Here is a 23,713-nt window from a genome sequence, read left to right on the forward strand (position 1 = left end):
CCGTGAGGATCCGTCGGCGTCGCGCGGCCGGCGGGGGCCGGTCGCGCGGTTCCCCGTGCTGCTGTGGAGCCTGCTCCTCGTCGTCTGCGGGCTCGTCGTGGTGGTCGCCCTCCCCGACCGGGAGGGCGGCTCCCCCTGCGCGGCCCGCGCCGTGACGTCGTGGGCGCCGGACTCCGGTCTGAACCGGGAGTTCACCCGCTACGGGGACGACGGCACCCGGTCCGACGACTGGACCGGCGGCGACGGGACGCACTCCGTGCGGCTGCCGGACGGGCGGCTGCTGTGGCTGTTCTCCGACACGTACCTGGGGGCCGTGCATCCGCCGCCCAACCCTGCCGGGCAGCCGCATTCCTGGCGTGACACGGACGCGCCGTTCGTCCGGAACTCCGCTGTGGTCATGGGGCGTTCGGGGCGGATCGAGCGGACCGTCGCCGCGCCGCTGTTCCCGGACACCGGGGTCGGCGAGTGGCGGTGGCCCGTCGCGGCGCAGGTGGAGCCGCGCTCGCCCGGCGCGGACGAGCAGGTCGTGCGGGTGCTGCTGTGGACGCGGTCAGCCGGTTCCGCCCCGTACGTGTACGGGGTGCCGACGGCGACCGAGGTGGCCACCCTGTCGCTGCCGGACCTGCGCCTGGAGGGCATCAGGCAGGTGCTCGACCAGCGGCAGGTGCGCGATCCGGCCCGCCGGGTGCTGTTCGGCACGACCCTGGTGGACGACGGCGACTGGACGTACGTGTTCGGCGGGGACGACGGGCAGGCCGCCGTGCACCACGCCCACGTGGCCCGCGTACCGCGCGGCCGGCTCGGTGACACGGCGGCCTGGCGGTTCTGGGACGGGGAGCGGTGGCGGGCCGGGGCGCGGTCGGCGCCGGTGCTCGGGGACGGGCGGCGGCGCGGTGTGGGCAGCGCGTTCGGCGTGGTGCGGGACGCGGGGACGTACGTGCTGTTCACGATGGCGGCGGGGGCCGCGGGGCTGACGACCGTGACCTCGTACTGGGCGTGCTCCCCCACCGGGCCCTGGCACGGGCCCGCGAAGGGGTTCGCGCCGCCGTTGCCAGGCGGTGCGGTCGCCGCGTACAACCCGCAGGCGCACCCCGAACTGAGCGGCGGCGGACGTCTGGTGCTGAGCTACGACGTCAACTGGCTGGACGCGACGCCCGCCACCGCGCAGGCGCACCTCAGCCGGAACGTGTCGTTGTACCGGCCGCGGTTCGTGTCCGTGCGGCTGGGGTGAGCGACTCCTCGTCCGGCTCCCGGGGGTCCTTCGCGCGGCGCTTGGCGATGACCGCGCAGACCATCAGCTGCATCTGGTGGAAGAGCATCAGGGGCAGCACGGCGAGGGAGGCGTGCGCGCCGAACAGGACGCTCGCCATGGGCAGTCCGGACGCCAGGGACTTCTTGGAACCGGCGAACTGGATCGCCACCCGGTCACCGCGGTCGAAGCCCAGGGCCTTGGCGCCGTACCAGGTGGCGGCGAGCATCACCGCGAGGAGGACGGCCTCGACGGCCAGCAGACCGGCCAGCCGGGCGGCGCTGACCTGGTGCCAGATGCCCTGGACCATGCCCTCGCTGAACGCGGTGTAGACGACGAGCAGGATCGAGCCGCGGTCGACGTAGCCGAGGATCTTCTTGTGCCGGGTGATGAAGCCGCCGACCCAGCGGCGCAGCAACTGGCCCGCGAGGAACGGGACGAGCAGCTGGAGCACGATCTTGACGAGGGAGTCGGCGGAGAAGCCGCCGCCGCTGTTGCCCAGCAGCGCCGCCGCGAGCAGCGGTGTCAGGACGATGCCGGCCAGCGAGGAGAAGGAGCCCGCGCAGATCGCCGCCGGGACGTTGCCGCGCGCGATCGAGGTGAACGCGATCGACGACTGGATGGTGGACGGGACGAGCGTGAGGAAGAGCAGGCCCTCGTAGAGGTTCTGCGGGAGCAGCACGGGGACCAGGCCGCGGGCGGCGAGGCCGAGCAGCGGGAACGCCACGAAGGTACAGACGAGGACCGTGACGTGGAGCCGCCAGTGGCGCAGGCCGTCCATCGCCTCGCGGGTCGAGAGTCTGGCGCCGTAGAGGAAGAAGAGGAAGGCGACCGCGGCGGTCGAGGCGCCGGAGGCGACGTCGGCGGCGGCGCCGCGGGCCGGGAGGAGCGCGGCGAGGCCGACGGTCCCGATCAACGCCAGGATGTACGGGTCGATCGGCATCCAGGACGGCCAGCTCAGGCGTTTCATTGGTTCCTTGCTCTCGGTTCAGGTCGTGCCCTCTCCATCGTCCACCCCTTCCCCGTGATCGGGAATCCTGCATACCGCTCTTACTGTGATCGTGCCGCGTGATGAGCGGGGGTAGGGTCGGGGCATGTACGACCCCGGTCAGCTGAGGACGTTTCTCGCCGTCGCGCAGACGCTGAGCTTCACGCAGGCCGCGCGGCGGCTCGGGCTGCGGCAGTCCACGGTCAGCCAGCATGTGCGGCGCCTGGAGGACGCGGCGGGGCGCACCCTGTTCACGCGGGACACGCACTCCGTGGAGCTGACGGAGGACGGGGAGGCGATGCTCGGGTTCGCCCGGCGGATCCTGGAGGTGCACGAACAGGCGGCGGCGTACTTCACGGGGACGCGGCTGCGGGGGCGCTTGCGGTTCGGGGCGTCGGAGGACTTCGTGCTGACCCGGCTCACCGAGATCCTGGAGTCGTTCCGGCACGAGCACCCCGAGGTGGACCTGGAGCTGACGGTCGAGCTGTCGGGGACGCTGCACGAGCAGCTGGACGCCGGGAAGCTCGACCTCGTGCTGGCCAAGCGGAGGCCGGAGGATCCGCGCGGGGAGTCGGTGTGGCACGACCGGCTGGTGTGGATCGGCTCGGAGCGACTGCGGATCGACCCGGAGCGGCCGGTGCCGCTGATCGTGTTCCCGCCGCCGGGGATCTCGCGGGCGCTGGCACTGGAGGCGCTGGAGCAGCACGGCCGGGCCTGGCGGATCGCCTGTACGAGCGGATCGCTGAACGGGCTGATCGCGGCGGCGCGGGCGGGGCTCGGGGTGATGGCCCATGCGCGCGGGCTCATTCCGCCGGGGCTGGTGCGGGTCCCTGAGCGGGTGGGGCTGCCGGAGTTGGGGGAGGTCGACTTCGTGTTGCTGCACGGTTCCGCGGGGCGGGGGCCGGACAGGGGCGGGCCTGCCCGGGCGCTGGCCCAGGCGATCCTGGCGGGCGGGGACCGGTTGCACCGGTGACGCGGTGGACGGCTCGGGGCTGTGCCCCGGACCCCGCTCCTCAGACGCCGGTGGGGCTGTATGCGCGTGGTCTGTACGTCAGCTGTTTCACCCGGCGCATGAACGGGGCCGTCTCCACGTGTTCCACTCCCTCCAGGCGGCCGAGCTTTCCGCTGACGTACGCGTAGAGGTCCGCCGTGTCGCGGGCGACCGCGGTGACCACCACGTTCGAGGGGCCGGCGGTCGCGGCGGCGTAGGCGATCTCCTCGTGGCCGGCCAGCGCGCGGCCCACCGCGTCGAGACGGCGCGGGGCCGCCGTGATCCAGAGGACCGCCGCCATGCCGTGGCCCAGGCGCGCGGTGTCGTACTCGATGTCGATGTAGCAGGCGCCGGAGGCGAGGAGCTGGGCCAGGCGGCGTTTGACCGCGGACTCCGACTTTCCGGTGGCGCGCTGGAGTTCGGGGTAGGTGGCCCGGCCGTCCCGCTTGAGGACGGCGAGCAGGGGGCCGTCCTCCGGGGTCGGCAGGGCCGGTTCCACGGTGGGCGGCGGCGGGCGGAGCGCCGTGACCTGGGCGGGAGTGAGCGGGCCGCGCTTGCGAAGCCAGCCCTCGGGACCGCCGAAGTAGCGGTGCAGCATCTGCAGGGCCCGGATCTCCACGATGTGCGGAGTGCGCGGCAGTTTGCCGAGGAGGAGGTCGTCGTGGTCGCCGGGGGTGCGCGGCACCGTGACGCAGACGACCTCCGTGCCGCCGGACGTCAGGCCGATCCACGCCGTGTCGGGGCGGCGGGCGAGCGCCGCCGCGATCGTCTCGGCGCCCTCCGGCGCGCAGCGCAGCCGCAGCATCCAGTTGTCGAGGCCGAGCAGCTGGCTGTCCTGGAGGCCGACGACGCGCAGTCCGCCGCTCGCGACGAGCCGGCGGTAGCGGCGGGCGACGGTCTGGTCGGAGACGCCGATGACCTCGGCGATGCGGCTGAAGGGGGCCCGCCCGTCCACCTCCAGGGCCTGGAGGATCTTGAGGTCCAGCTCGTCGTAGAGCGTGGAATCCATCGTCGTACCGCCCCTGTCTGTCGGATTCCGTCGGTCCGGCGCCGCTGATCACGGTGATCGGCCGACGTCGGCCCATCGTACGGACGAAGGAAGAACGGCGACGAGACGAGAGGTCGGATTCACGATGCGTACATGGGGGACCTTGACCGCGGTCTGCCTGGGGACGTTCATGCTGTTGCTGGACGTGTCCATAGCCGTGGTCGCGCTGCCGGACATGGCCGCAGCGCTGCACGCCTCGCTCAGTGATCTGCAGTGGGTGATGGACGGGTACGCGCTGGCGCTCGCGGCGCTGCTGCTCGGGACGGGCGCGGCCGCGGACATCCTCGGCCGGCGCCGGACGCACGTGGTGGGTGTGGTGGTGTTCGCGCTCGCCTCGCTGGTGTGCGGGCTCGCGAGCGGGCCGGGGATGCTGGTCGCCGCACGGGTCGTGCAGGGCGTGGGCGCCGCGGCGATGTTCGCGACCACGCTGCCGATCATCGGGTCCGTCTACCAGGGGCGGCAGCGGTCCGTCGCGCTGGGCGTGTTCGGTGCGGTGAGCGGCGGTGCGGCCGCCGTCGGGCCGGTGCTCGGCGGGCTGCTGACCGAGGGGCCAGGGTGGCGGTGGATCTTCTGGGTCAATCTGCCGGTGAGCGTCGCGGCGGTGTGGCTGACGCTGCGGGCCGTGCCGGAGTCGCGCGGGCCGCGCGGCCGGAGGATCGACTGGGCCGGGACCGGGACGTTCGCGGTGTTCGCCGGAGCGGCGACGTACGGCGTCATCCGGGCCGGGGAGCGGGGCTGGGGCGAGCGGGGCGCGCTGGTCGCGTTCGGCGCCGCGGCGGTGGCGCTGGTGTCCTTCGTGGTCGTGGAGCGGCGCTCGGCCCACCCGATGCTCGATCTGGCGCTGCTGCGCAGGCCCGCGTTCGTGGGGGTGATGGTGGGCGCGTTCGCGTTCAACGCGGCGGCGTTCGGCGTGCTGCCCTACACCTCGCTGTGGCTGCAGACGCTGCTCGGGATGAGCCCGGTCCGCGGCGGCCTGGTGTTCCTGTCGCTGTCGGGGGCGTCGATGGTGGTGGCGATCGCCGGCGGGAAGCTGCTGCACGGGGTGCCCGCCCGGATCACGGTGGGCGGCGGGCTCGTCCTCATCGGGGTCGGCATGTGCTGCCAGGCCGTGCTCGGTGCCGGTTCGACCTGGTCCGCGCTGGTGCCGGGGCTGCTGCTGACCGGTGTCGGCGTCGGCCTCGTGTCGCCGGGGATCGCGGGGGCCGCGCTCGCCACGGTGGAACCGGCCAGGGCGGGCATGGCGGGCGGTTCGCTCAACACGTTCCGCCAGCTCGGGTACGCGCTCGGCATCGCGGTCTTCGGCACCGTACTGATCTCGCGGATGCAGGACACCCTGCCGCGCGGCGCCGCGCATGCCCTCGCGGGCGGCGGGGCAGACACCCTGCGCGGGCGGGTTCCGGAGGGGGCTCTGCACACGGCGTTCGCACAGGGCCTCAACTCGGCGTCCGTGCTGGCCGGTTGTGTGGCGCTCGTCGCAGGCTTCGCGGTGCTGGTCCTGGTACGGTCACCCGGAACGCCGGTTGCGGAACCGACCACTCCGCCCAAAAACCCGGTCGGCGCGCCCCGGTGACCTCTCCGTACAGATTCGGTGGAGACGGGTGAAGAGCGCCGGGAGATTACGCCACCGAAACTTACTGAAGCGTAAGAATTCTGTCCCACCCCTTCCCTTGTGGCCGTATTTCACCGGCTGACCTGTGTGTATTCCGCGCGCTTCCGGCAACTTGTCACCCCTCCCGCCGGAGCGCGCGGTCGGGTACCGTCACCGACGCTGTGCGGAGCGCCACAAGGAGCAACTTTGCGCGAGTTCACGAATCCCGCTCTGGCGTCGGCGCCGCCGGTGGGCGGCCTGGCCGACGCCGTCTTCGATCACGCCCTGGAGGATCCCTCACACATCGCCTTCGGCCGCAAGGACGAGCAGGACACGTGGCGGGACATCACGTCGGGCCAGTTCCGTGACGAGGTGCTGGGCCTGGCCAAGGGCCTGCTCGCCCAGGGCATCAGGTTCGGCGACCGCGTCGCGATCATGTCCCGTACGCGCTACGAGTGGACGCTGTTCGACTTCGCGCTGTGGACCGTCGGCGCCCAGGTCGTCCCGATCTACCCCACGTCCTCGGCCGAGCAGGTCTTCTGGATGCTGTACGACGCCCAGGTGACGGCCGCCGTGGTGGAGCACGAGGACCACGCGATGACCATCGCCACGGTCATCGACCGGCTGCCGCATCTGCGGCGGCTGTGGCAGCTGGACTCGGACGCGGTCGGCGAGGTGTCGGCGTCCGGCGAGCACATCGACGACGAGACGGTGCACCGGCACCGCCGTGCGGTGACCCCGGACTCGGTCGCCACGATCATCTACACGTCCGGCACGACGGGCCGCCCCAAGGGCTGTGTGATCTCGCACGCGAACTTCATGTTCGAGGCGGACACCATGGTGGCGCGCTGGGAGCCGGTCTTCGCCTCCAAGCGCGACAACGTGGCGTCCACCCTGCTCTTCCTGCCGCTGGCGCACGTCTTCGGGCGGATGGTGCAGATCGCCGCGGTGCGCGGCGGCGTGAAGATGGGGCACCAGCCGCAGCTGAACGCGGCGGCGCTGCTGCCCGACCTGCAGGCGTTCCGGCCGACCTTCATCCTCGCGGTGCCGTACATCTTCGAGAAGGTCTTCAACGCGGCCCGCCGCAAGGCGGAGAAGGAGGGCAAGTCGGGGCCCTTCGACAAGGCCGTGGAGTGCGCCGTGAAGTACGCGGACGCCCAGGAGGCCAAGGCCTTCGGCACCGGCCCCGGGCCGTCGGCGTCGCTGCGCATGCAGCACTCGCTGTTCGACAAGCTCGTCTACTCCAAGGTGCGCGAGGCGATGGGCGGCAAGGTCCGCCAGGCGATGTCCGGCGGCTCCGGCATGGACCGGCGCCTCGGACTCTTCTTCGCGGGCGCGGGCGTCGCGATCTACGAGGGCTACGGCCTGACCGAGTCGACGGCCGCCGCGGCCGCCAACCCGCCCGAGCAGACCCGCTACGGCACCGTCGGCAAGGCGATCCCGGGCACGACGGTGCACATCGCGGACGACGGCGAGATCTGGCTGTACGGCGGCAACATCTTCCAGGGCTATCTCAACGACCCCAAGGCGACCGACGCCGCCCTGCACGACGGCTGGCTCGCCACCGGTGACCTGGGCTCCCTCGACGAGGACGGCTACCTCACCATCACCGGGCGCAAGAAGGAGATCCTGGTGACCTCCGGCGGCAAGAGCGTCTCGCCGCAGCAACTGGAGGAGCGGGTCCGGGACCATCCGCTGATCGCGCAGTGCATCGTCGTCGGCAACGACCGCCCCTACATCGCGGCGCTCGTCACGCTCGACTCCGAGGCCGTGGAGCACTGGCTGGGCATGCGCGGCAAACAGCTGATGAACCCCGCCGACCTGGTGCGCGACGGGGACCTGGAGATGGAGGTGCGGCGCGCCGTGGTGGCCGCCAACACGCTCGTCTCGCAGGCGGAGTCGATCCGTACGTTCCGGATCCTGGCGCACCAGTTCTCCGAGGAGCACGGGCTGCTGACCCCGTCCCTGAAGCTGAAGCGGAAGGCGATCGAGTCCGCGTACTCGGCGGAGGTCGACGCCCTGTACCGGGCATGAGTGCCCCCGGAAGCCGTTTCTGACGGTTCATCAAATACCGGTGCGTCAGTTATTGACGGTTCATCAGGTCGGACACAGAATCTGCCTCACTTCGACGGAGGGGGCCCGACCGTGTCGCGACCGATCCGCGCCATCACCGCCGCCGTGGCGGCACTCCTGCTCGCCACCGCCTGCAACTCCACCGCGAACAGCAGCTCGCCCGGGAGCAAGGGGAGTTCGGTACGCGGAGTGACCGACGACGCCGTCAAGGTCGGCGGCATCGTCTCCATGACGACGGCGAGCGGCTACAGCAAGAAGGACACCGACCTGGGCGCGAAGGCCCGCTTCGACCGCGCGAACGCCGAGGGCGGCGTCAACGGCCGCAGGATCGACTACCTGGGCGCGCAGGACGACGGTCAGGACCCCGCGAAGAACCTGGCGGCGGCCCGCAAACTCGTCCAGCAGGACAAGGTGTTCGCGATCGCGCCGATGAGCTCCGTGACCTTCTCCGGGGCCGACTTCCTGCAGAAGCAGCGGGTGCCGACGTTCGGCTGGGGCACGCTCCCGTCGTTCTGCGGGCCGACGTACATCTACGGCTTCGGCGGCTGCATGGTGCCGATGCCGGGCGGCACGATCTCGCAGACCTGGCCGGAGGGCCTGAAGAACGTCACGGACGGGTCGAAGGGCAGGTCCGTCGCGATCCTCGCCAACGACAACGACGCGGGTACCTTCGCCGTCCGCACCTACCGGCAGTCCTTCGCGTCGGCCGGGTACAAGGTGACGTACGCGAAGGCGTCCGTGCCCGCGACGTCCGTGCCCAGCGACTGGTCCGCGTACACGAAGGAACTGCTGCGCAGCGACGGCGGCAAGGCGCCGGACGTGGTCGTCTCCGTGATGCAGACCCCGTACAACATCGGCCTGTTCACCGCCGTCAAGCGCACCGGCTTCAAGGGCGTGCTGACCGATCCGACGGACTATGACCCGGGGCTGCTCGCCAAGAGCGCGACGAAGCAGGCGCTGGACGGGGTGCACGTGCTGCTGTCCTTCGAGCCGTTCGAGTCGTCGACCGGGGCGATGAAGCAGTTCAAGGCGGACATCAAGAAGGCGGCGGGCGGCAAGGACGTGCCGCTCAACATGCACATGATGACCGGGTACATGAGCGCCGATCTCTTCCTCGCCATCGCCGAGAAGGCGGGCAAGGACCTGACGGTCGCCTCGTTCCAGAAGGCGGCGGACGGCTTCTCGGACTCGAAGACGATGGTCGGGGACCGCGAACTGCCGCGCGGGCAGAAGGAGTCGTTCGGCTGCGGGGCGCTCGTGCAGCTCAAGAACGGGGCGTACGAGGTGTCGTCGCCGTTCAAGTGCTACGCGCCCATCCCGTTCAAGTAGGCCCGCCCGAAGGGGATCCCGCATGGCTGACCTGCTTGCCTTCGTGCTGAGCGGGCTGGTGTCGGGGGCGCTGTACGCGCTGCTCGCCACCGGTCTCGTGCTCTCCTACTCGGCCTCCGGACTGTTCAACTTCGCGCACGGCGCGACGGCGTACCTGTGCGCGCTCGCCTTCTACGAACTGCACTCGGGCCTCGGCTGGCCGGCCGTGCCGACGGCGCTGCTGCTGGTCCTGGTCGCGGCTCCCCTGCTGGGCTGGGGGCTCGACCGGCTGATGTTCCGCAAGCTGGCCCGGGTCGGCGAGACCGCGCAGATCGTGGCGACGATCGGGCTGCTCGTCGCGCTGCCCGCGCTCGGGCTGTGGGTGGTGGAGCTGCTCGACGACGCGGGGGCCCCGGTGCTGCCCGCGGAGAACCAGTTCGGCCTGCCGGGCGTCGGGCCGAGCCCGGCGCAGAACTGGCGGCTGATGGACGGCGTCGGCATCGACTCCGACCAGCTGATCACGTGGGTGACGACGGCCGTCGTCGCGCTCGGGCTGTGGATCCTGCTGCGGCACACGGCACTCGGGCTCAAACTGCGGGCCGGCGTCGACAACCGGTCGCTGGTCGAGCTGCGCGGGATGAGCGCGGACCGGCTGTCGTCGGTGGCGTGGATGCTGTCGTCGGGGCTCGCGGGCCTCGCGGGTGTGCTCGCCACTCCCCTGCTGGGCCTGTCGTCCCACGACTTCACGCTGTTCCTGTTCGTGTCGGCGACGGCCGCGGTGCTCGGCCGGTTCCTGTCGATCCCGCTGGCCTTCGCGGGCGGGCTCGGGCTCGGGGTGCTGCAGAACCTGGTCGCGGGGTACGCCTCGTTCGCCGAGAAGATCACCGGGTTCCGCACGGCGGTGCCGTTCCTGATCCTGTTCGCCGGGCTGCTGCTGCTCACCCGGCGGCAGCGCACGGCGGGCACGGCCGCGGCGGACGCGCCGCCGGTGGATTATCTGGCGGGCCGGTCGTGGCTGCGGCGGTGGGGGCCGTGGGCGGTGGCGGCGGTGCTGCTCGCCGGGGCGTTCTACACGGTGACGACCCCGTTCTGGAGCGGCATCCTCGCCCAGGGCCTGGCGATCTCCCTGGTGTTCATGTCGTTCACCGTGGTGACCGGGCTGGGCGCGATGGTGTCGCTCGCGCAGGCGTCGTTCGTGACGGGCGCGGCGCTGGTCGCCGGCCTGCTGATGAGCCACGGCTGGCCGTTCCTGGGCGCGGCGCTCGTCGGGACCTGCGCGGCGGCACTGCTCGGCGCGCTCGTGGCGCTGCCCGCGCTGCGGCTCGGCGGCCGCTCACTGGCCCTCGCGACGCTCGCGCTGGCCTTCCTGGCCGACCAAGTGCTCTTCCAGATCGGCTGGTTGAGGAACGGCGACACCGGGTGGGAGATCCCGCGGGCCGTCTTCGGGCCGGTCGATCTCGGGGACGACCGTGCCATGGGCGTGGCGATGGTCGTGCTGTGCGCGGCGGGCGTGGCGGCGCTCAGCGCGCTGCGGGCGTCACGGGCCGGGCGGGCGATGCTGGCGGTGCGCTCGGCGCCGGCCGCGGCGATGGCGTCCGGTGTCTCCGTCGTCCGCACGAAACTGCTGCTGTTCACGGTGTCGGCCGGGCTCGCCGGGTTCGGCGGCGTGATGTACGCGTCGTACAACACCCGGATCACCGCGACCGACTTCACGGCGATGACCGGGCTGATCTGGCTCGCGGTGGCGGTCGCGGCGGGGGTCCGGCGGCCGCAGTTCGCGGTGATCGCGGGTCTCACCTTCGCCGTCGTACCGCATCTGATCAGCGACTACCTGACGGAGTCGGTGCAGCTGCCGGTCATCCTGTTCGGGCTCGCGGGGCTCGCGCTCGCCAACGATCCGGACGGGTACTGCGCCGCGCTGCCGGTGCGCCGGCACCGGCGCGGGGCGGCCGCGGCGACTCCCCCGCAGGCGCCTGTCACGGGCACCCCTGACCCTGACGCCGCACTCCAACTCCGGGGCGTACAGGCCGGATACGACGGGGCGCCGGTGCTCCAGGGCGTCGATCTCACCGTCCGCCCCGGCGAGATCGTGGCGCTGCTCGGCCCCAACGGCGCCGGGAAGTCGACCACGTGCAAGGCCGCGGCCGGGCTGCTGACACCGCTCCGGGGCCAGGTGTACGTCGCCGGGCGCGCCGTCGGCGACGAGGGCGCGGTCCGGCGGGCGCGGTCCGGGGTGGTGCTGGCGCCGGAGGGCCGCGGCATCTTCCCGTCCCTCACGGTGGACGAGAACCTGTCACTCCGACTTCCGGCCAGAACGGACCGGTTGGCGGTGTACGAGCGCTTCACCGGGCTGGCGGCACGGCAGGGCGTCCCGGCGGGCTCGCTCTCCGGCGGCGAGCAGCAGCTCCTCGCGCTCGCCCCGCTGCTGCACAGCCCGCCACGGGTGCTGATCGCGGACGAGCCGTCGCTCGGGCTCGCTCCCCGCGTCGTCGACGAGGTGTACCGGCTGCTCGCCGAGCTCCGCGACGCGGGCACGGGGCTGCTCCTCGTCGAGGAGAAGGCGTCGGAGATCCTCGGCGTCGCGGACACCGTGGCGTATCTCGCGCAGGGCCGGGTGACCTGGTGCGGGCCGCGGGAGAAGGTCGAGGCCGAGCGGCTCACGGACGCGTACCTGGGCATCGCGGCGACGGCGCCCCGGCGGGCCGGGGAGGCGGGACCGGCATGAGCGACGTTCTGGTGGCCGAGGACATCGGCGTGCGGTTCGGCGGGGTGCGGGCCCTCGACGGGGTGGGCCTGCGCCTGGCGGCCGGCGAGGTGTGCGGCCTGATCGGGCCGAACGGCGCGGGCAAGACGACTCTGTTCGACGTCGTCTCCGGGATCCGGCGGCCCGACGCGGGCCGGGTGCTGCTCGACGGCGTGGACGTCACGCGGCGTTCCCCGGTGTGGCGGGCGCGGCACGGGATGCGCCGTACGTTCCAGCGGCAGCAGCTGTTCGGGCAGCTCACGGTCGCGGACAATCTGCTGGTCGCGCAGGAGTGGCGGCGCGGGGGCGCCGATCCGGGGCGGGCCGGCGCGCTGCTGCGGGACTGCGGTCTCGGCGGGCTCTCGGACGCGTACGCGGGAACGCTGCCGGTCGGCCGGGCCCGCATGGTGGAGCTGGCGCGGGCCGCCGCGGACCGGCCGCGGGTGCTGCTCCTGGACGAGCCCGCGTCCGGGATGACGGCCGAGGAGCGGGAACTGCTCGCGGCGGCGGTGCGGCGCCTGGCGGAGGAGGACGGGTGCGCGGTGCTGCTCGTCGAGCACAACGTGGCGTTCGTGATGGAGCTGTGCTCCCGGGTCGTGGTCCTCGATCTGGGGCGGGTGCTCGCCGAAGGGGCGCCGGGTGGGATAAGAGCCGACGAGCGGGTACGTGACGCGTATCTGGGAACGCAACCCCCGGCACAGGGTTCACATACGTGACTGGCATGCTGGTGGTCGGCACCTGGCCTGATTGTCCTCGTGCGCCTCGTGCCGGGCCCCCGACAGGAATGCGCGTACGCCCGTGATCGTTGACCATGGGAGTACCAACCGACGACTTAAGGATCGACACCTCGTGAGCAAGGTCCCCCCGATCATCCTGAACAACGGCGTCGAGATGCCGCAGCTCGGCTTTGGCGTGTGGCAGGTACCGGACGACGAGGCCGAGAAGGCTGTGGCGACGGCCCTGGAGGCCGGGTACCGCAGCATCGACACCGCGGCCATCTACGGCAACGAAGAGGGCACCGGCAAGGCGATCGCCGCGTCCGACGTGCGCCGCGACGAGCTCTTCGTCACGACGAAGCTGTGGAACGCCGACCAGGGCTACGACTCCACCCTGCGCGCCTTCGACACCTCGCTCGACAAGCTGGGCCTCGACTATGTGGATCTGTACCTGATCCACTGGCCGCTGCCCTCCCGGGACACGTACGTGGACACGTACAAGGCGTTCGAGAAGATCTACGCGGACGGCCGCGCCAAGGCCATCGGCGTCTCGAACTTCCTGCCCGAGCACCTGGACCGGCTGACCGCCGAGACGTCCGTCATCCCGGCGGTCAACCAGATCGAGCTGCACCCGCACCTCCAGCAGCGCGTCTCCCGCGAGAAGCACGCGGAGCTGGGCATCGCCACCGAGGCCTGGTCCCCGCTCGGCCAGGGCAAGGGCCTCCTCGAGGTCCCGGCGATCGTCGCGATCGCGCAGAAGCACGGCCGTACGCCCGCGCAGGTCGTCCTGCGCTGGCACGTCGAGCTGGGCAACGTGGTGATCCCCAAGTCCGTGACGCCGTCGCGGATCAAGGAGAACATCGACGTGTTCGGCTTCGAGCTGGACACCGAGGACCTCGGCGCGATCAGCGCCCTGAACGAGGACCGGCGCCTCGGCGGCGACCCGGCCACGTTCGACGTGGTCTGATTCCGTACGGCCGGGGCCGCCGGCGCGGGCACCTGCGGTGTCCGCGCCGGCGGCCTCGTGCACGAGGTCGGCTACAGCGCCGGGTAGGCGTTCTTCAGCAGTTCCTGGAACTGGGCCGAGAACCAGTGGCCGGACAGCGGCGCGTTCGGCAGCGCCCCGGACAGGTGGTTGTTGTTGCGCGGGTTACCGGTGTACGTCGGGTCGCACATGCGGTCGAAGCCCTTGCCCTCGTCGTTGTCGACGGCGGTGCTCGACCCGTCGGACTCGCCCGGCGGCTTCATCCACACGTAGGCGTCGATCCCGGTGGCGGGGTTGGCCTGCGGCCGCTCACCGAGGCCGGCACCGCTCTGGTTGCACCAGTTGCCGAGGTGGATGCGGCGGTCGTAGCGGCCACCGTCCACGTACGTGTCGACCGTGGTCTTCGCACCCGGTCCGGCGGGCCGGGCGGCGCCGCCCCAGCCGTTGCGGGAGGTGTCGATCAGCATGCCGAGGTTCTGGTCGAAGCCGAGCGAGACCAGCTTGGTGCGCATGGCCTGGGCGTACGACAGCTCGTCGGTGTAGCGGTTCCAGTCGACCCACTTTGACTGGCGGACCGAGGTCCCGTTGACCGAGTCGTCGATCGTGAAGTTGTTCTCCTTGAGGGCACTGTAGTTGGCCGTGTTCACGATGAACCCGTGGACGTCGGACAGCTTCGCGCCGTTGCTGGAGGCGGTCGACTTGAACAGTTCGGCGGAGGCGCCGAAGTTGTCGTCCCAGCCGAGCCAGCCGTGGTGGCCGGCGTCGATGTAGTTGTAGACGTTCGGGATGTCGCCGAGCTTGTCGAGGGCGTAGCCGACGCCCTTCTGGTAGTTCCCGTTCGCCTTCATCACGTCGCAGTTGGGCGTGGCCGTGGGGCGCCCGCTGACGTTGGTGACGAGGTTGGGCAGCGAGTCGATCTCGATCGTCGTCACGATGCGCAGGCCCGCGTACTTGGGGTCGGCCAGGATCGCGGCGATCGGGTCGATGAAGTCGCTCTTGTACTTGTCGATGTCGGTCGGGCCGAGTTCGCCGTTGGAGGCGAGGGCGGCGCAGTCGCGGCCCGGCAGGTCGTAGACGACGAGCTGGACCACTTCTTCGCCGCTGCCCTTCTGGGTGAGGGCGTCGTCGAGGTGGTCGCGCAGGCCCATGCCGCCGTTCACGCCGCCGATGGCCGCGATGCGGTCGAGCCAGACGCCGGTGGGCTGACTGGAGATCTTGCTGCCGCCGGGCTCGGCGTCGGCCTTGGCCTTCCACTCCGGGTTCACGTAGACCTTGGCGCCCGCGTACGGGTTGTCGACGCGGCCGCTCGGGTCGGTCGGGTCCGTGGGGTCGGTCGGGTCGGTCGGCCCGGTGTCCTCGTTGCAGGTGACGCCGTTCAGCTTGAACGCGGTGGGCAGGGCGTTGGTGCCGCTGTACGTGCCGTTGAAGCCGAACGAGGTCGAGCCGCCGGTGGCCAGGGTCCCGTTGTACGAGAGGCTCTTGGCGGTGACGGCGGTGCCGGACTGGGAGATGTCCGCGTTCCAGCCGCTACTGACCTTCTGGTTGCCCGCGAAGGACCAGGTGAGGTTCCAACTGCTCACCGCGGCACCGTTGTTGGTGACGCTGACGGAGGTGGTGAAGCCGGTGTCCCACTGGTTCTGCACCTTGTAGTCCACGGTGCAGGCGGCCGCGGCGGCGCTGTCGGGGGCGGCGACGGCGGTGCCGACACAGGCGGCGCCGGAGAGGACGAGCGCCGCGGCCAGCGCGGTACTGCCTCTGAGTCTGGTTCGGTCGGTACGGGTACGGCTCATGGTTGGGGGTGTCCCTTTCGGTGATGGGCGTACGTACGGCCAGGGGTTACTTGGTGACGGCTTGCAGGTGATCGCGCAGGCCGACCCCGAAGGCGGTCGGCGTGCCGTCGTAGTTGCTGATCAGCGAGGGGCCCGAGGCGCAGCCCCAGGTGTTCCAGGTCCAGCCGAGGTACGACAGGTCGCGGTCGTCGAACCACTTCATGACCCGGTCGATGAAGCCGTGGGAGCAGGTGTTCTCGCCGATCTCCCCTGCCACCAGCGGTACTTGCGCCGCGACGGGCGCGAGCTGCTCGTCCCAGCAGCTCTCACTGGCGCAGGTGTTGAAGTTGTAGACGTGGTAGGCGGCGGCGATGTTGCCGGCCGGGTCCGACGGCTTGTGCTGCAGCCACTGGCGCAGGTCGTTGGAGTAGGCGAGGCCGCCGATCAGGATGAGGTTCCCGGCGCCCGCCGTGCGGATCGCGTCGACGAGATCCTGCATGCCCGCGACCTCGTAGCCGATGCCGGGGCAGGTGCCGCCGTCCTTCCAACAGGCCCACGCGTCGGAGACGTTGGAGGTCGCGCGGTCCGGGTACGGCTCGTTGAACAGGTCGAAGGTGACGGCCGGGTCGTCCTTGTAGGCACTGGCGACCGAGGACCAGAAGGCGGGCGTGTACTGGGCGTCCGGCATCGGCTTCTGGCAGGTGGCGTGGACGTCCGAGCAGCCGGCCGAGTTCCCCGTGTACTGGCCGTAGGACCAGTGCAGTTCGAGGATCGGCGTCATGCCGTGCGCCTTGACCTTGGTGACCAGGTCCTTGATGGCGGAGCGGTAGTTGGCACCTCCGTACTCGGGTTTGATGTTGTCGAGGCCGAGCCAGCACTCCTCGTTGAGCGGAATGCGGACGGTGTTCGCCTTCCAGTCGGCGATGGCCTTCACCGACGCGTCGTCGACGGGGCCGTCGAAGATCCCGTATCCCTGTACGCACATGAACTCGGCCCCGGAGCGGTTCACGCCGAGCATCCGGTGGGTGGCGCCGGAGTCGGCGTCGACGAGCTTGTTCCCGGACACCTTCAGGGCCGGGGCCTCGCCGTCACCGGGGTCCGTGGGATCGGTCGGATCCGTCGGGTCGGTGATGTCCTCGTTGCAGGTGACGCCGTTCAACTTGAAGGTTTTGGGCACCGTGTTGGCGCCCTTCCACGACCCGATGAACCCGGCGGACACGCTCGCGCCGGAGGCGAGCGCGCCGTTCCAGGACTCGTTGGCCGCGGTCACCGTCGTACCGGACTGGGACCACTTGGCGCTCCAGCCCTGGGTGACCTTCTGACCGTCGGCGAAGTCGAAGGACAGGCTCCAACTGTCCTTCGCGGCACCGTTGTTGGTGACCTTCACAGCGCCCTGGAAGCCGCTGTCCCACTGCCCGGTGACGGAGTACTCCACCGAGCAGGAGGGGGCGGCCGCGGACGCGGCGGAGGTCAGGGGGACGAGCGCGGCCGCCGAGACGGCGCACGCCACGAGCAGGGCGGGTAACGCATGGCGCGGGGGGTGTCGCATGAGCGACTCCTTGCAGCTCGGGCGCGACCGGCACGGGGCCGGCGCGTCGACTGATGGAATCGCTCCCACTGGTTGCTGGTGGACTGTAGAGAAGGAACTGCCGTCAAGCAACAGAGGCGTTGTCTTTTCTCTCTGTCGAATTAATTCGACCCTTCAAGACTCTTGACCCCCATTTCCCCCGTCCTCATTCTTGGGAGCGCTCCCACTGGTTCACAGGTTGTGACGCCACGTCACGGCCCACCCCCCTCTCCCTGAGCCGCAAGGAGGAACCAGGGCATGCCCAAGAGACCGGCCCGGCGGTTGTGGACCGCTGTGACGGCCACCCTGGCACTACCGCTCGCCACCCTTGCCGCACTGCCAACTACCGCCGAGGCAGCGGCAGTTGAGTGCAGCGTCGACTACAAGACCAACGACTGGGGCTCCGGCTTCACGGCCGATCTGACGATCACCAACCGCGGCAGCGCGGCGATCGACGGCTGGAGCCTCACCTACAGCTACCAGGGCGACCAGAAACTGGCCAATGGCTGGAACGCGACCTGGTCGCAATCCGGAAGAACGGTCACCGCGAAAAGCCTCGCGTACAACGCGAAGATCGCGGCAGGTGCCGCCACGACGGCGGGCGCGCAATTCACTTACAGTGGCGCGAATTCGGCGCCCACCGATTTCGCGATCAATGGCACGACGTGCGCGGGAGCCCATCAGCCGCCGGTCACGGTGCTCACCAGTCCGAAGGCCGGCGCGGTCTACTCGGCGGGCGATCCGGTGCCGCTCGCGGCGACCGCCGCCGCGGCCGACGGGGCGACCATCGGCAAGGTCGAGTTCTACGACGACACGACCCTGCTCGGCACGGACACGACCGCGCCGTACGAGCTCGGCGCGGACGGGCTGGCGGCCGGGACGCACTCCCTGTACGCGAAGGCGTACGACAGCCGGGGCACGGCCGGCGAGTCGACGCCGGTCGGGATCACGGTCGCGGCGGGACCGGCGGTGGTCGCCACTCCGGCCCAACTCGGCGTCCAGCAGGGTAAGTCCGGCACCTTCGACGTCAAGCTGTCGACGCAGCCGGCGTCGGACGTCACGGTCGCGGTGGCCCGCACGAGCGGCAACACCGGGCTGTCCGTCTCCTCCGGCGCGAGCCTGACCTTCACCCCGTCGAACTGGAGCACGGCCCAAAAGGTGACCGTCGCGGCCGACGCGTCCGGCACGGGCGCGGCCACCTTCACGGTCACGGCCCCCGGCCACACCAAGGCCGCGGTCACGGTGACCCAGCTCGCCGCCGCCAAGACGTACGACGCCCGCTTCCTCGACCTCTACGGGAAGATCACCGATCCGGCGAGCGGCTACTTCTCGCCGGAGGGCATCCCGTACCACTCGGTCGAGACACTGATCGTCGAGGCGCCGGACCAGGGCCACGAGACGACGTCGGAGGCGTACAGCTATCTCCTGTGGCTGCAGGCGATGTACGGCAAGGTCAGCGGTGACTGGTCGAAGTTCAACGGGGCCTGGGGCCTCATGGAGAAGTACATGATCCCCACGCACGCGGACCAGCCGACGAACTCCTTCTACAACGCCTCCAAGCCCGCGACGTACGCGCCCGAGCACGACCTGCCGTCCGAGTACCCGGCGAAGCTCGACCCGTCGGTCCCCGCCGGCAGCGACCCGATCGCGGCCGAGCTGAAGAGCGCCTACGGCACGGACGACGTCTACGGCATGCACTGGCTGCAGGACGTCGACAACACCTACGGCTACGGCAACGAGCCCGGGACGTGCGAGGCGGGTCCGACGGCGACCGGCCCGTCCTACATCAACACGTTCCAGCGCGGCGCGCAGGAGTCGGTGTGGGAGACGATCCCGCAGCCGACGTGTGACGCGTTCAAGTACGGCGGGAAGAACGGGTATTTGGACCTGTTCACCGGCGACTCCTCGTACGCGAAGCAGTGGAAGTTCACCAACGCGCCGGACGCCGACGCGCGGGCCGTGCAGGCCGCGTACTGGGCGGACGTGTGGGCCAAGGAGCAGGGCAAGGGCTCCGACGTCTCGGCGACCGTCGGCAAGGCCGCCAAGATGGGCGACTACCTGCGGTACTCGATGTACGACAAGTACTTCAAGAAGGTGGGCAACTGCGTCGGCCCGACGACGTGCCCGGCCGGCACCGGCAAGGACTCCTCGCAGTACCTGATGTCCTGGTACTACGCGTGGGGCGGCGCCACCGACACCTCGGCGGGCTGGGCCTGGCGGATCGGTTCGAGCCATACGCACGGCGGTTACCAGAACCCGCTCGCCGCGTACGCGCTCTCCTCGGCCGCCGACCTCAAGCCCAAGTCGGCCACGGGACAGGCGGACTGGGCCAAGTCGCTGGACCGGCAGCTGGAGTTCTACCGCTGGCTGCAGTCGGACGAGGGCGCCATCGCGGGCGGCGCGACCAACAGCTGGCAGGGCCGCTACGCGACGCCGCCGGCCGGTACGCCGACCTTCTACGGGATGTTCTACGACGAGGCGCCGGTCTACCACGACCCGCCGTCGAACCAGTGGTTCGGCTTCCAGGCGTGGTCGATGGAGCGCGTCGCCGAGTACTACCAGCAGACGGGCGACGCCGACGCGAAGGCCGTCCTCGACAAGTGGGTCGACTGGGCCCTGTCCGAGACGACCGTCAACCCCGACGGCACCTTCCGGATCCCCGCCACGCTCCGGTGGTCGGGCGCCCCGGACACCTGGAACGCGTCACGTCCCGGTGCGAACGCGTCGCTTCACGTGACGGTGGCCGACTACACGAACGACGTCGGCGTCGCGGCGGCGTACGCGAAGACCCTCACGTACTACGCCGCCAAGTCCGGTGACACGGAGGCGAGGACGACGGCGAAGGCGCTGCTCGACGGCATGTGGGAGCACGATCAGGACGCGCTCGGCATCGCGGTGCCCGAGACGCGGGCCGACTACAGCCGCTTCGGCGACTCGGTCTACGTGCCCGGCGGCTGGACGGGCACGATGCCGAACGGCGACACGATCGATTCCTCGTCCACCTTCACCTCGCTGCGCTCCTTCTACAAGGACGACCCCAACTGGCCGAAGGTGGCGGCCTATCTGGCGGGCGGCGCGGCACCGACCTTCACGTATCACCGGTTCTGGGCCCAGGCGGACATCGCGCTCGCCATGGGTTCGTACGCGGAGTTGCTCGAATAACGCCCCGCCGTCGGCGGCTCCGTGCACATCGGGCCGGGCGGTCCCCCTCCCCGGGGCCCGCCCGGCCCTCTCCCCTGCTCCCCGCCTCCCTCCCTGGAGACCTCATGCGCAGACCCCGCCTGCCCGTGGCAGGTGTGCTCGCCCTCGTCGCGGGCCTGTTGACGTCCGGCGCGGCCACGGCGGGCGAGCCGCCGGCCGAGCCGCGGGTGTCGGTGGCCGCCGACACGTACACCTGGAAGAACGCCCGCATCGACGGCGGCGGCTTCGTGCCGGGCATCGTCTTCAACCGCGCCGAGAAGAACCTCGCCTACGCCCGCACCGACATCGGCGGCGCGTACCGCTGGGAGCAGGGCTCCAGGTCCTGGACCCCGCTGCTCGACTCGGTCGGCTGGGACGACTGGGGTCACACGGGTGTGGCCTCGCTCGCGACCGACCCGGTCGACCCCGACAGGGTGTACGCGGCCGTCGGCACGTACACGAACGACTGGGACCCCAACGGCGGAGCCGTCCTGCGCTCCGCGGACCGCGGCGCGACCTGGCGGAAGACCGACCTGCCCTTCAAGCTCGGCGGCAACATGCCGGGCCGCGGCATGGGCGAACGCCTCGCGGTCGACCCGCACGACAACAAGGTCCTGTACCTGGGCGCGCCCAGCGGCAAGGGGCTGTGGCGCTCGACCGACGCGGGCGTGACCTGGTCACAGGTCACGGCCTTCCCAAACCCCGGCAGCTACCGCCAGGACCCGTCCGACGCGTCGGGCTACGCCTCGGACAACCAGGGTGTGGTCTGGGTGACGTTCGACGAGTCGACGGGCTCGGGCACCTCCCCGACCCGGACGGTCTACGTCGGTGTGGCCGACCAGGACAACGCGGTCTACCGCTCGACGGACGCGGGGGCGACGTGGGAGCGGGTGGCGGGCCAGCCCACCGGGTACCTCGCCCACAAGGGCGTGCTGGACGCGGAGAACGGCTACCTCTATCTCGCGTACAGCGACAAGGGCGGCCCGTACGACGGCGGCAAGGGCCAGGTGTGGCGGTACGCGACACGCACCGGCGAGTGGAAGAACATCAGCCCGGCCGCGGAGGCGGACACGTACTACGGCTTCAGCGGTCTGACGGTCGACCGGCAGCACCCGGGCACGGTCATGGTCTCCGGGTACAGCTCCTGGTGGCCGGACACGCTGATCTTCCGCTCGACGGACAGCGGCGGCACGTGGACGAAGGCCTGGGACTACTCGTCGTACCCGAACCGCACGAACCGCTACACCATGGACGTCTCCTCCGTGCCGTGGCTGACGTGGGGCGCGAACCCGGCCCCGCCGGAGCAGACGCCGAAGCTGGGCTGGATGACGGAGGCGCTGGAGATCGACCCGTTCGACTCGGACCGGATGATGTACGGGACGGGCGCGACGGTCTACGGAACCGAGGACCTGGGCCGGTGGGACGCGGGCAGAACGGTCTCGATCACCCCCATGGTGAAGGGACTTGAGGAGACGGCGGTCAACGACCTGGCGTCACCGCCCTCCGGCGCGCCGCTGCTGAGCGCGCTCGGCGACATCGGCGGTTTCCGCCACACGGACCTGACGAAGGTCCCCCCGATGATGTTCACGAGCCCGAACTTCACGACCACGACGAGTCTGGACTTCGCGGAGTCGAAGCCGGACGCGGTGGTGCGCGTCGGGAACGTCGACTCGGGCGCCCACATCGCGTTCTCGAACGACAACGGCGCCACCTGGTATGCGGGCGGCGACCCTTCGGGGGTTACGGGCGGCGGCACGGTCGCGGTGTCGGCGGACGGCGCCCGCTCCGTGTGGAGCCCGGAGGGCGCGGGCGTGCAGACGGGCTCGGGGTCGTCGTGGACGGCGTCGAGCGGGGTGCCGGCGGGTGCGACCGTGGAGTCGGACTGGGTGGACGCGAAGACCTTCTACGCCTTCAAGTCGGGTACTTTCTATGCGAGTTCGGACGGCGGGGCGACGTTCACGGCCAAGGCGTCGAGCGGGCTGCCGGCCGACGGCCCGGTGCGGTTCAAGGCGGTGCCGGGCGCGCGGGGCGACATCTGGCTGGCGGGCGGCTCGACGGAGGGCGCGTACGGCCTGTGGCACTCGACGGACGGCGGCGCCACGTTCACCAAGCTGTCGAACGTCGCGCAGGCGGACACGATCGGCTTCGGCAAGGCGGCACCGGGCGCGGCCCACCAGACCCTGTTCACCAGCGCGAAGATCGGCGGGGTGCGGGGCATCTTCCGCTCCACGGACGCCGGGACGAGCTGGACCCGGATCAACGACGATGCGCACCAGTGGGGTTGGACGGGCGCGGCGATCACGGGTGACCCGCGGGTCTACGGCCGGGTCTACGTGTCGACGAACGGGCGGGGCGTCGTCTACGGGGACACGGCGGACGCCCCCGCGCCGGGCGACGGGGGCGGCGACGGCGGTTCCGGCACGGCCGCCTGCGCGGTCACGTACAAGGTCACCCATGAGTGGCCGGGCGGTTTCCAGGCGGAGGTGACGGTGACGAACACGGGGGCGTCCGCCTGGGACGGCTGGTCGCTGGGCTGGGCCTTCCCCGACGGCCAGAGGGTGACGCAGGCGTGGAACGCGGAGGCGGGCCAGTCGGGTGCGGCGGTCACGGCGCGGAACGTGGGCTGGAACGGGAAAGTGGCGGCCGGGAGTTCGGTGTCCTTCGGCTTCACCGGGAGCCGGTCGTCGGCGAACGGGGCACCGGCTTCGTTCAGCGTCGACGGGAAGGAGTGCGCGAAACGCTGAGCGCTGAGCGCTGAGATCAGAGACCCGCGAACGGAGAGCCGAGGACCATGAGATCACGAAGCCATCACCTCTCCTTCACTTCATATTCACATTCACTCGAATCGCCATAGGCTCTCTCCCTCACCATCCGCACAGGGGGACACCATGGCCAACCCGTACACGCCCGCACCTTCGCCCCGCCCCGAGCCCCGCACCACGCCCAGATGGGCGCGCAAGCGCCTCGTGCTCCCCGCGATAGGCATCGCCTTCGCCCTGGGCGCGGGCCTCGGCGCGGCCGGTGACGGCGGCAAGGACGCGGGCAGCACGACGGTGGCGGCGGAGCGGACGCGGCCGACCGCCACCGTCACCACGACGGCGACAGCGACGGCGACGGTGACGAAGTCGGCCACGCCCGAGCCCGCGCCGACCGTGACCGCGACGGAGACAGTCAAGGTCAAGGTCACCGTCACCCCGAAGCCGGCCGCGGGCTCGGGTTCCGGGTCGGGCTCCGGCTCCACGAGTGGGGGTGGCGGTGGCAGCGCGAGCAGATCCGGAACGTGCTCGATCGTCTCGAACGCCGGCAACTGCTACTCGGCCGGCCAGTTCTGCCGCACCAGCGACCACGGCGCCGCCACGACCACCGCGAGCGGGGCGGGGATCACCTGCCGGTACAGCTCCCATGCCTGGCGCTGGACCTACAGCTGACGCAGCCGCCGACCGGTGACATGCGGCTGCCGCCGAAGCGCCCTCGCATCGGCGGCAGCAGCTTCCCGCGCAGATCGGAT

Annotated in this window: 15 protein-coding genes; 11 read left to right on the forward strand and 4 right to left on the reverse strand. The window is 71.1% G+C overall.

The window, feature by feature from the left end; genetic code table 11:
• Window positions 1-55: 55 nt before the first annotated feature.
• On the forward strand, window positions 56-1,231 hold the full coding sequence (locus ACQUQD_RS07830; RefSeq protein ID WP_428957482.1) for a hypothetical protein: 1,176 nt from the start codon (window positions 56-58) through the stop codon (window positions 1,229-1,231).
• Here the strand turns inward: ACQUQD_RS07830 and ACQUQD_RS07835 are convergent.
• Window positions 1,176-2,219, reverse strand: coding sequence for a bile acid:sodium symporter family protein (locus tag ACQUQD_RS07835; protein ID WP_428951278.1), 1,044 nt, complete (start codon window positions 2,217-2,219; stop codon window positions 1,176-1,178). The genes ACQUQD_RS07830 and ACQUQD_RS07835 overlap by 56 nt on opposite strands.
• A 124-nt stretch (window positions 2,220-2,343) precedes the next feature.
• Between ACQUQD_RS07835 and ACQUQD_RS07840 the strand changes: the two genes are divergently transcribed.
• Complete coding sequence (locus ACQUQD_RS07840; RefSeq protein ID WP_428951280.1) at window positions 2,344-3,210, forward strand: LysR substrate-binding domain-containing protein; 867 nt, start codon at window positions 2,344-2,346, stop codon at window positions 3,208-3,210.
• A 40-nt stretch (window positions 3,211-3,250) separates the two neighbouring features.
• Here ACQUQD_RS07840 and ACQUQD_RS07845 read toward each other — a convergent pair whose 3' ends face one another.
• A complete protein-coding gene (locus ACQUQD_RS07845; protein WP_428951282.1) occupies window positions 3,251-4,237 on the reverse strand; it encodes an Lrp/AsnC family transcriptional regulator in 987 nt (328 codons plus the stop codon).
• Window positions 4,238-4,361: 124 nt separating this feature from the next.
• On the opposite strand from ACQUQD_RS07845, the gene ACQUQD_RS07850 reads away from it, so the two are divergent.
• The 6 genes from ACQUQD_RS07850 to ACQUQD_RS07875 all read left to right on the forward strand — a co-directional run bounded on the left by ACQUQD_RS07850 (window position 4,362) and on the right by ACQUQD_RS07875 (window position 13,671).
• Window positions 4,362-5,846, forward strand: coding sequence for an MFS transporter (locus ACQUQD_RS07850; protein ID WP_428951284.1), 1,485 nt, complete (start codon window positions 4,362-4,364; stop codon window positions 5,844-5,846).
• Window positions 5,847-6,071: 225 nt separating this feature from the next.
• A complete protein-coding gene (locus tag ACQUQD_RS07855) occupies window positions 6,072-7,898 on the forward strand; it encodes an AMP-dependent synthetase/ligase (RefSeq protein ID WP_428951286.1) in 1,827 nt (608 codons plus the stop codon).
• 111 nt (window positions 7,899-8,009) lie between these two features.
• Complete coding sequence (locus ACQUQD_RS07860; RefSeq protein ID WP_428951288.1) at window positions 8,010-9,266, forward strand: ABC transporter substrate-binding protein; 1,257 nt, start codon at window positions 8,010-8,012, stop codon at window positions 9,264-9,266.
• Window positions 9,267-9,288: 22 nt separating this feature from the next.
• A complete protein-coding gene (locus tag ACQUQD_RS07865; RefSeq protein ID WP_428951290.1) occupies window positions 9,289-11,970 on the forward strand; it encodes an ABC transporter permease subunit in 2,682 nt (893 codons plus the stop codon).
• The gene (locus ACQUQD_RS07870) at window positions 11,967-12,704 is read left to right on the forward strand and encodes an ABC transporter ATP-binding protein (protein WP_428951291.1); all 738 of its coding nucleotides are present in this window, start codon (window positions 11,967-11,969) and stop codon (window positions 12,702-12,704) included. Before ACQUQD_RS07865 ends, ACQUQD_RS07870 begins: the two co-directional genes overlap by 4 nt.
• 175 nt (window positions 12,705-12,879) lie before the next feature.
• Entirely contained in the window at window positions 12,880-13,671 is a 792-nt protein-coding gene (locus ACQUQD_RS07875; protein WP_428957483.1) for an aldo/keto reductase, read from the forward strand.
• A 71-nt stretch (window positions 13,672-13,742) separates the two neighbouring features.
• Here the strand turns inward: ACQUQD_RS07875 and ACQUQD_RS07880 are convergent, their stop codons facing one another.
• Together ACQUQD_RS07880 and ACQUQD_RS07885 are read right to left on the reverse strand one after the other, a co-directional pair.
• Complete coding sequence (locus tag ACQUQD_RS07880) at window positions 13,743-15,479, reverse strand: glycoside hydrolase family 6 protein (RefSeq protein ID WP_428951293.1); 1,737 nt, start codon at window positions 15,477-15,479, stop codon at window positions 13,743-13,745.
• Window positions 15,480-15,525: 46 nt separating this feature from the next.
• Window positions 15,526-17,007 carry a cellulase family glycosylhydrolase gene (locus ACQUQD_RS07885; RefSeq protein ID WP_428951294.1) on the reverse strand — a complete coding sequence of 494 codons (1,482 nt, stop codon included), beginning with the start codon at window positions 17,005-17,007 and terminating at the stop codon, window positions 15,526-15,528.
• Window positions 17,008-17,283: 276 nt separating this feature from the next.
• On the opposite strand from ACQUQD_RS07885, the gene ACQUQD_RS07890 reads away from it, so the two are divergent.
• The 3 genes from ACQUQD_RS07890 (at window position 17,284) to ACQUQD_RS07900 (ending at window position 23,633) form a co-directional block, all read left to right on the forward strand.
• Window positions 17,284-20,187 (forward strand): glycoside hydrolase family 48 protein, encoded by a 2,904-nt coding sequence (locus ACQUQD_RS07890; protein WP_428951296.1) that lies wholly within the window; start codon window positions 17,284-17,286, stop codon window positions 20,185-20,187.
• A gap of 104 nt (window positions 20,188-20,291) precedes the next feature.
• Window positions 20,292-22,949, forward strand: coding sequence for a cellulose binding domain-containing protein (locus tag ACQUQD_RS07895; protein WP_428951297.1), 2,658 nt, complete (start codon window positions 20,292-20,294; stop codon window positions 22,947-22,949).
• 144 nt (window positions 22,950-23,093) lie between these two features.
• Window positions 23,094-23,633, forward strand: a complete 540-nt coding sequence (locus tag ACQUQD_RS07900) for a hypothetical protein (RefSeq protein WP_428951299.1) — start codon at window positions 23,094-23,096, stop codon at window positions 23,631-23,633.
• Window positions 23,634-23,713: the final 80 nt, after the last annotated feature.

Origin of the sequence: Streptomyces sp. cg35, from assembly GCF_050410835.1 — a bacterium.
GTDB lineage: Bacteria > Actinomycetota > Actinomycetes > Streptomycetales > Streptomycetaceae > Streptomyces.

What these genes read in the sequence shown, in the direction of transcription:
- ACQUQD_RS07880 (WP_428951293.1), bottom strand. Translation starts at nt 15,479, where the DNA reads ATGAGCCGTACCCGTACCGACCGAACCAGACTCAGAGGCAGTACCGCG.
- ACQUQD_RS07885 (WP_428951294.1), bottom strand. Translation starts at nt 17,007, where the DNA reads ATGCGACACCCCCCGCGCCATGCGTTACCCGCCCTGCTCGTGGCGTGC.
- ACQUQD_RS07850 (WP_428951284.1), top strand. Translation starts at nt 4,362, where the DNA reads ATGCGTACATGGGGGACCTTGACCGCGGTCTGCCTGGGGACGTTCATG.
- ACQUQD_RS07900 (WP_428951299.1), top strand. Translation starts at nt 23,094, where the DNA reads ATGGCCAACCCGTACACGCCCGCACCTTCGCCCCGCCCCGAGCCCCGC.
- ACQUQD_RS07895 (WP_428951297.1), top strand. Translation starts at nt 20,292, where the DNA reads ATGCGCAGACCCCGCCTGCCCGTGGCAGGTGTGCTCGCCCTCGTCGCG.
- ACQUQD_RS07835 (WP_428951278.1), bottom strand. Translation starts at nt 2,219, where the DNA reads ATGAAACGCCTGAGCTGGCCGTCCTGGATGCCGATCGACCCGTACATC.
- ACQUQD_RS07865 (WP_428951290.1), top strand. Translation starts at nt 9,289, where the DNA reads ATGGCTGACCTGCTTGCCTTCGTGCTGAGCGGGCTGGTGTCGGGGGCG.
- ACQUQD_RS07840 (WP_428951280.1), top strand. Translation starts at nt 2,344, where the DNA reads ATGTACGACCCCGGTCAGCTGAGGACGTTTCTCGCCGTCGCGCAGACG.
- ACQUQD_RS07870 (WP_428951291.1), top strand. Translation starts at nt 11,967, where the DNA reads ATGAGCGACGTTCTGGTGGCCGAGGACATCGGCGTGCGGTTCGGCGGG.
- ACQUQD_RS07890 (WP_428951296.1), top strand. Translation starts at nt 17,284, where the DNA reads ATGCCCAAGAGACCGGCCCGGCGGTTGTGGACCGCTGTGACGGCCACC.
- ACQUQD_RS07875 (WP_428957483.1), top strand. Translation starts at nt 12,880, where the DNA reads ATGCCGCAGCTCGGCTTTGGCGTGTGGCAGGTACCGGACGACGAGGCC.
- ACQUQD_RS07845 (WP_428951282.1), bottom strand. Translation starts at nt 4,237, where the DNA reads ATGGATTCCACGCTCTACGACGAGCTGGACCTCAAGATCCTCCAGGCC.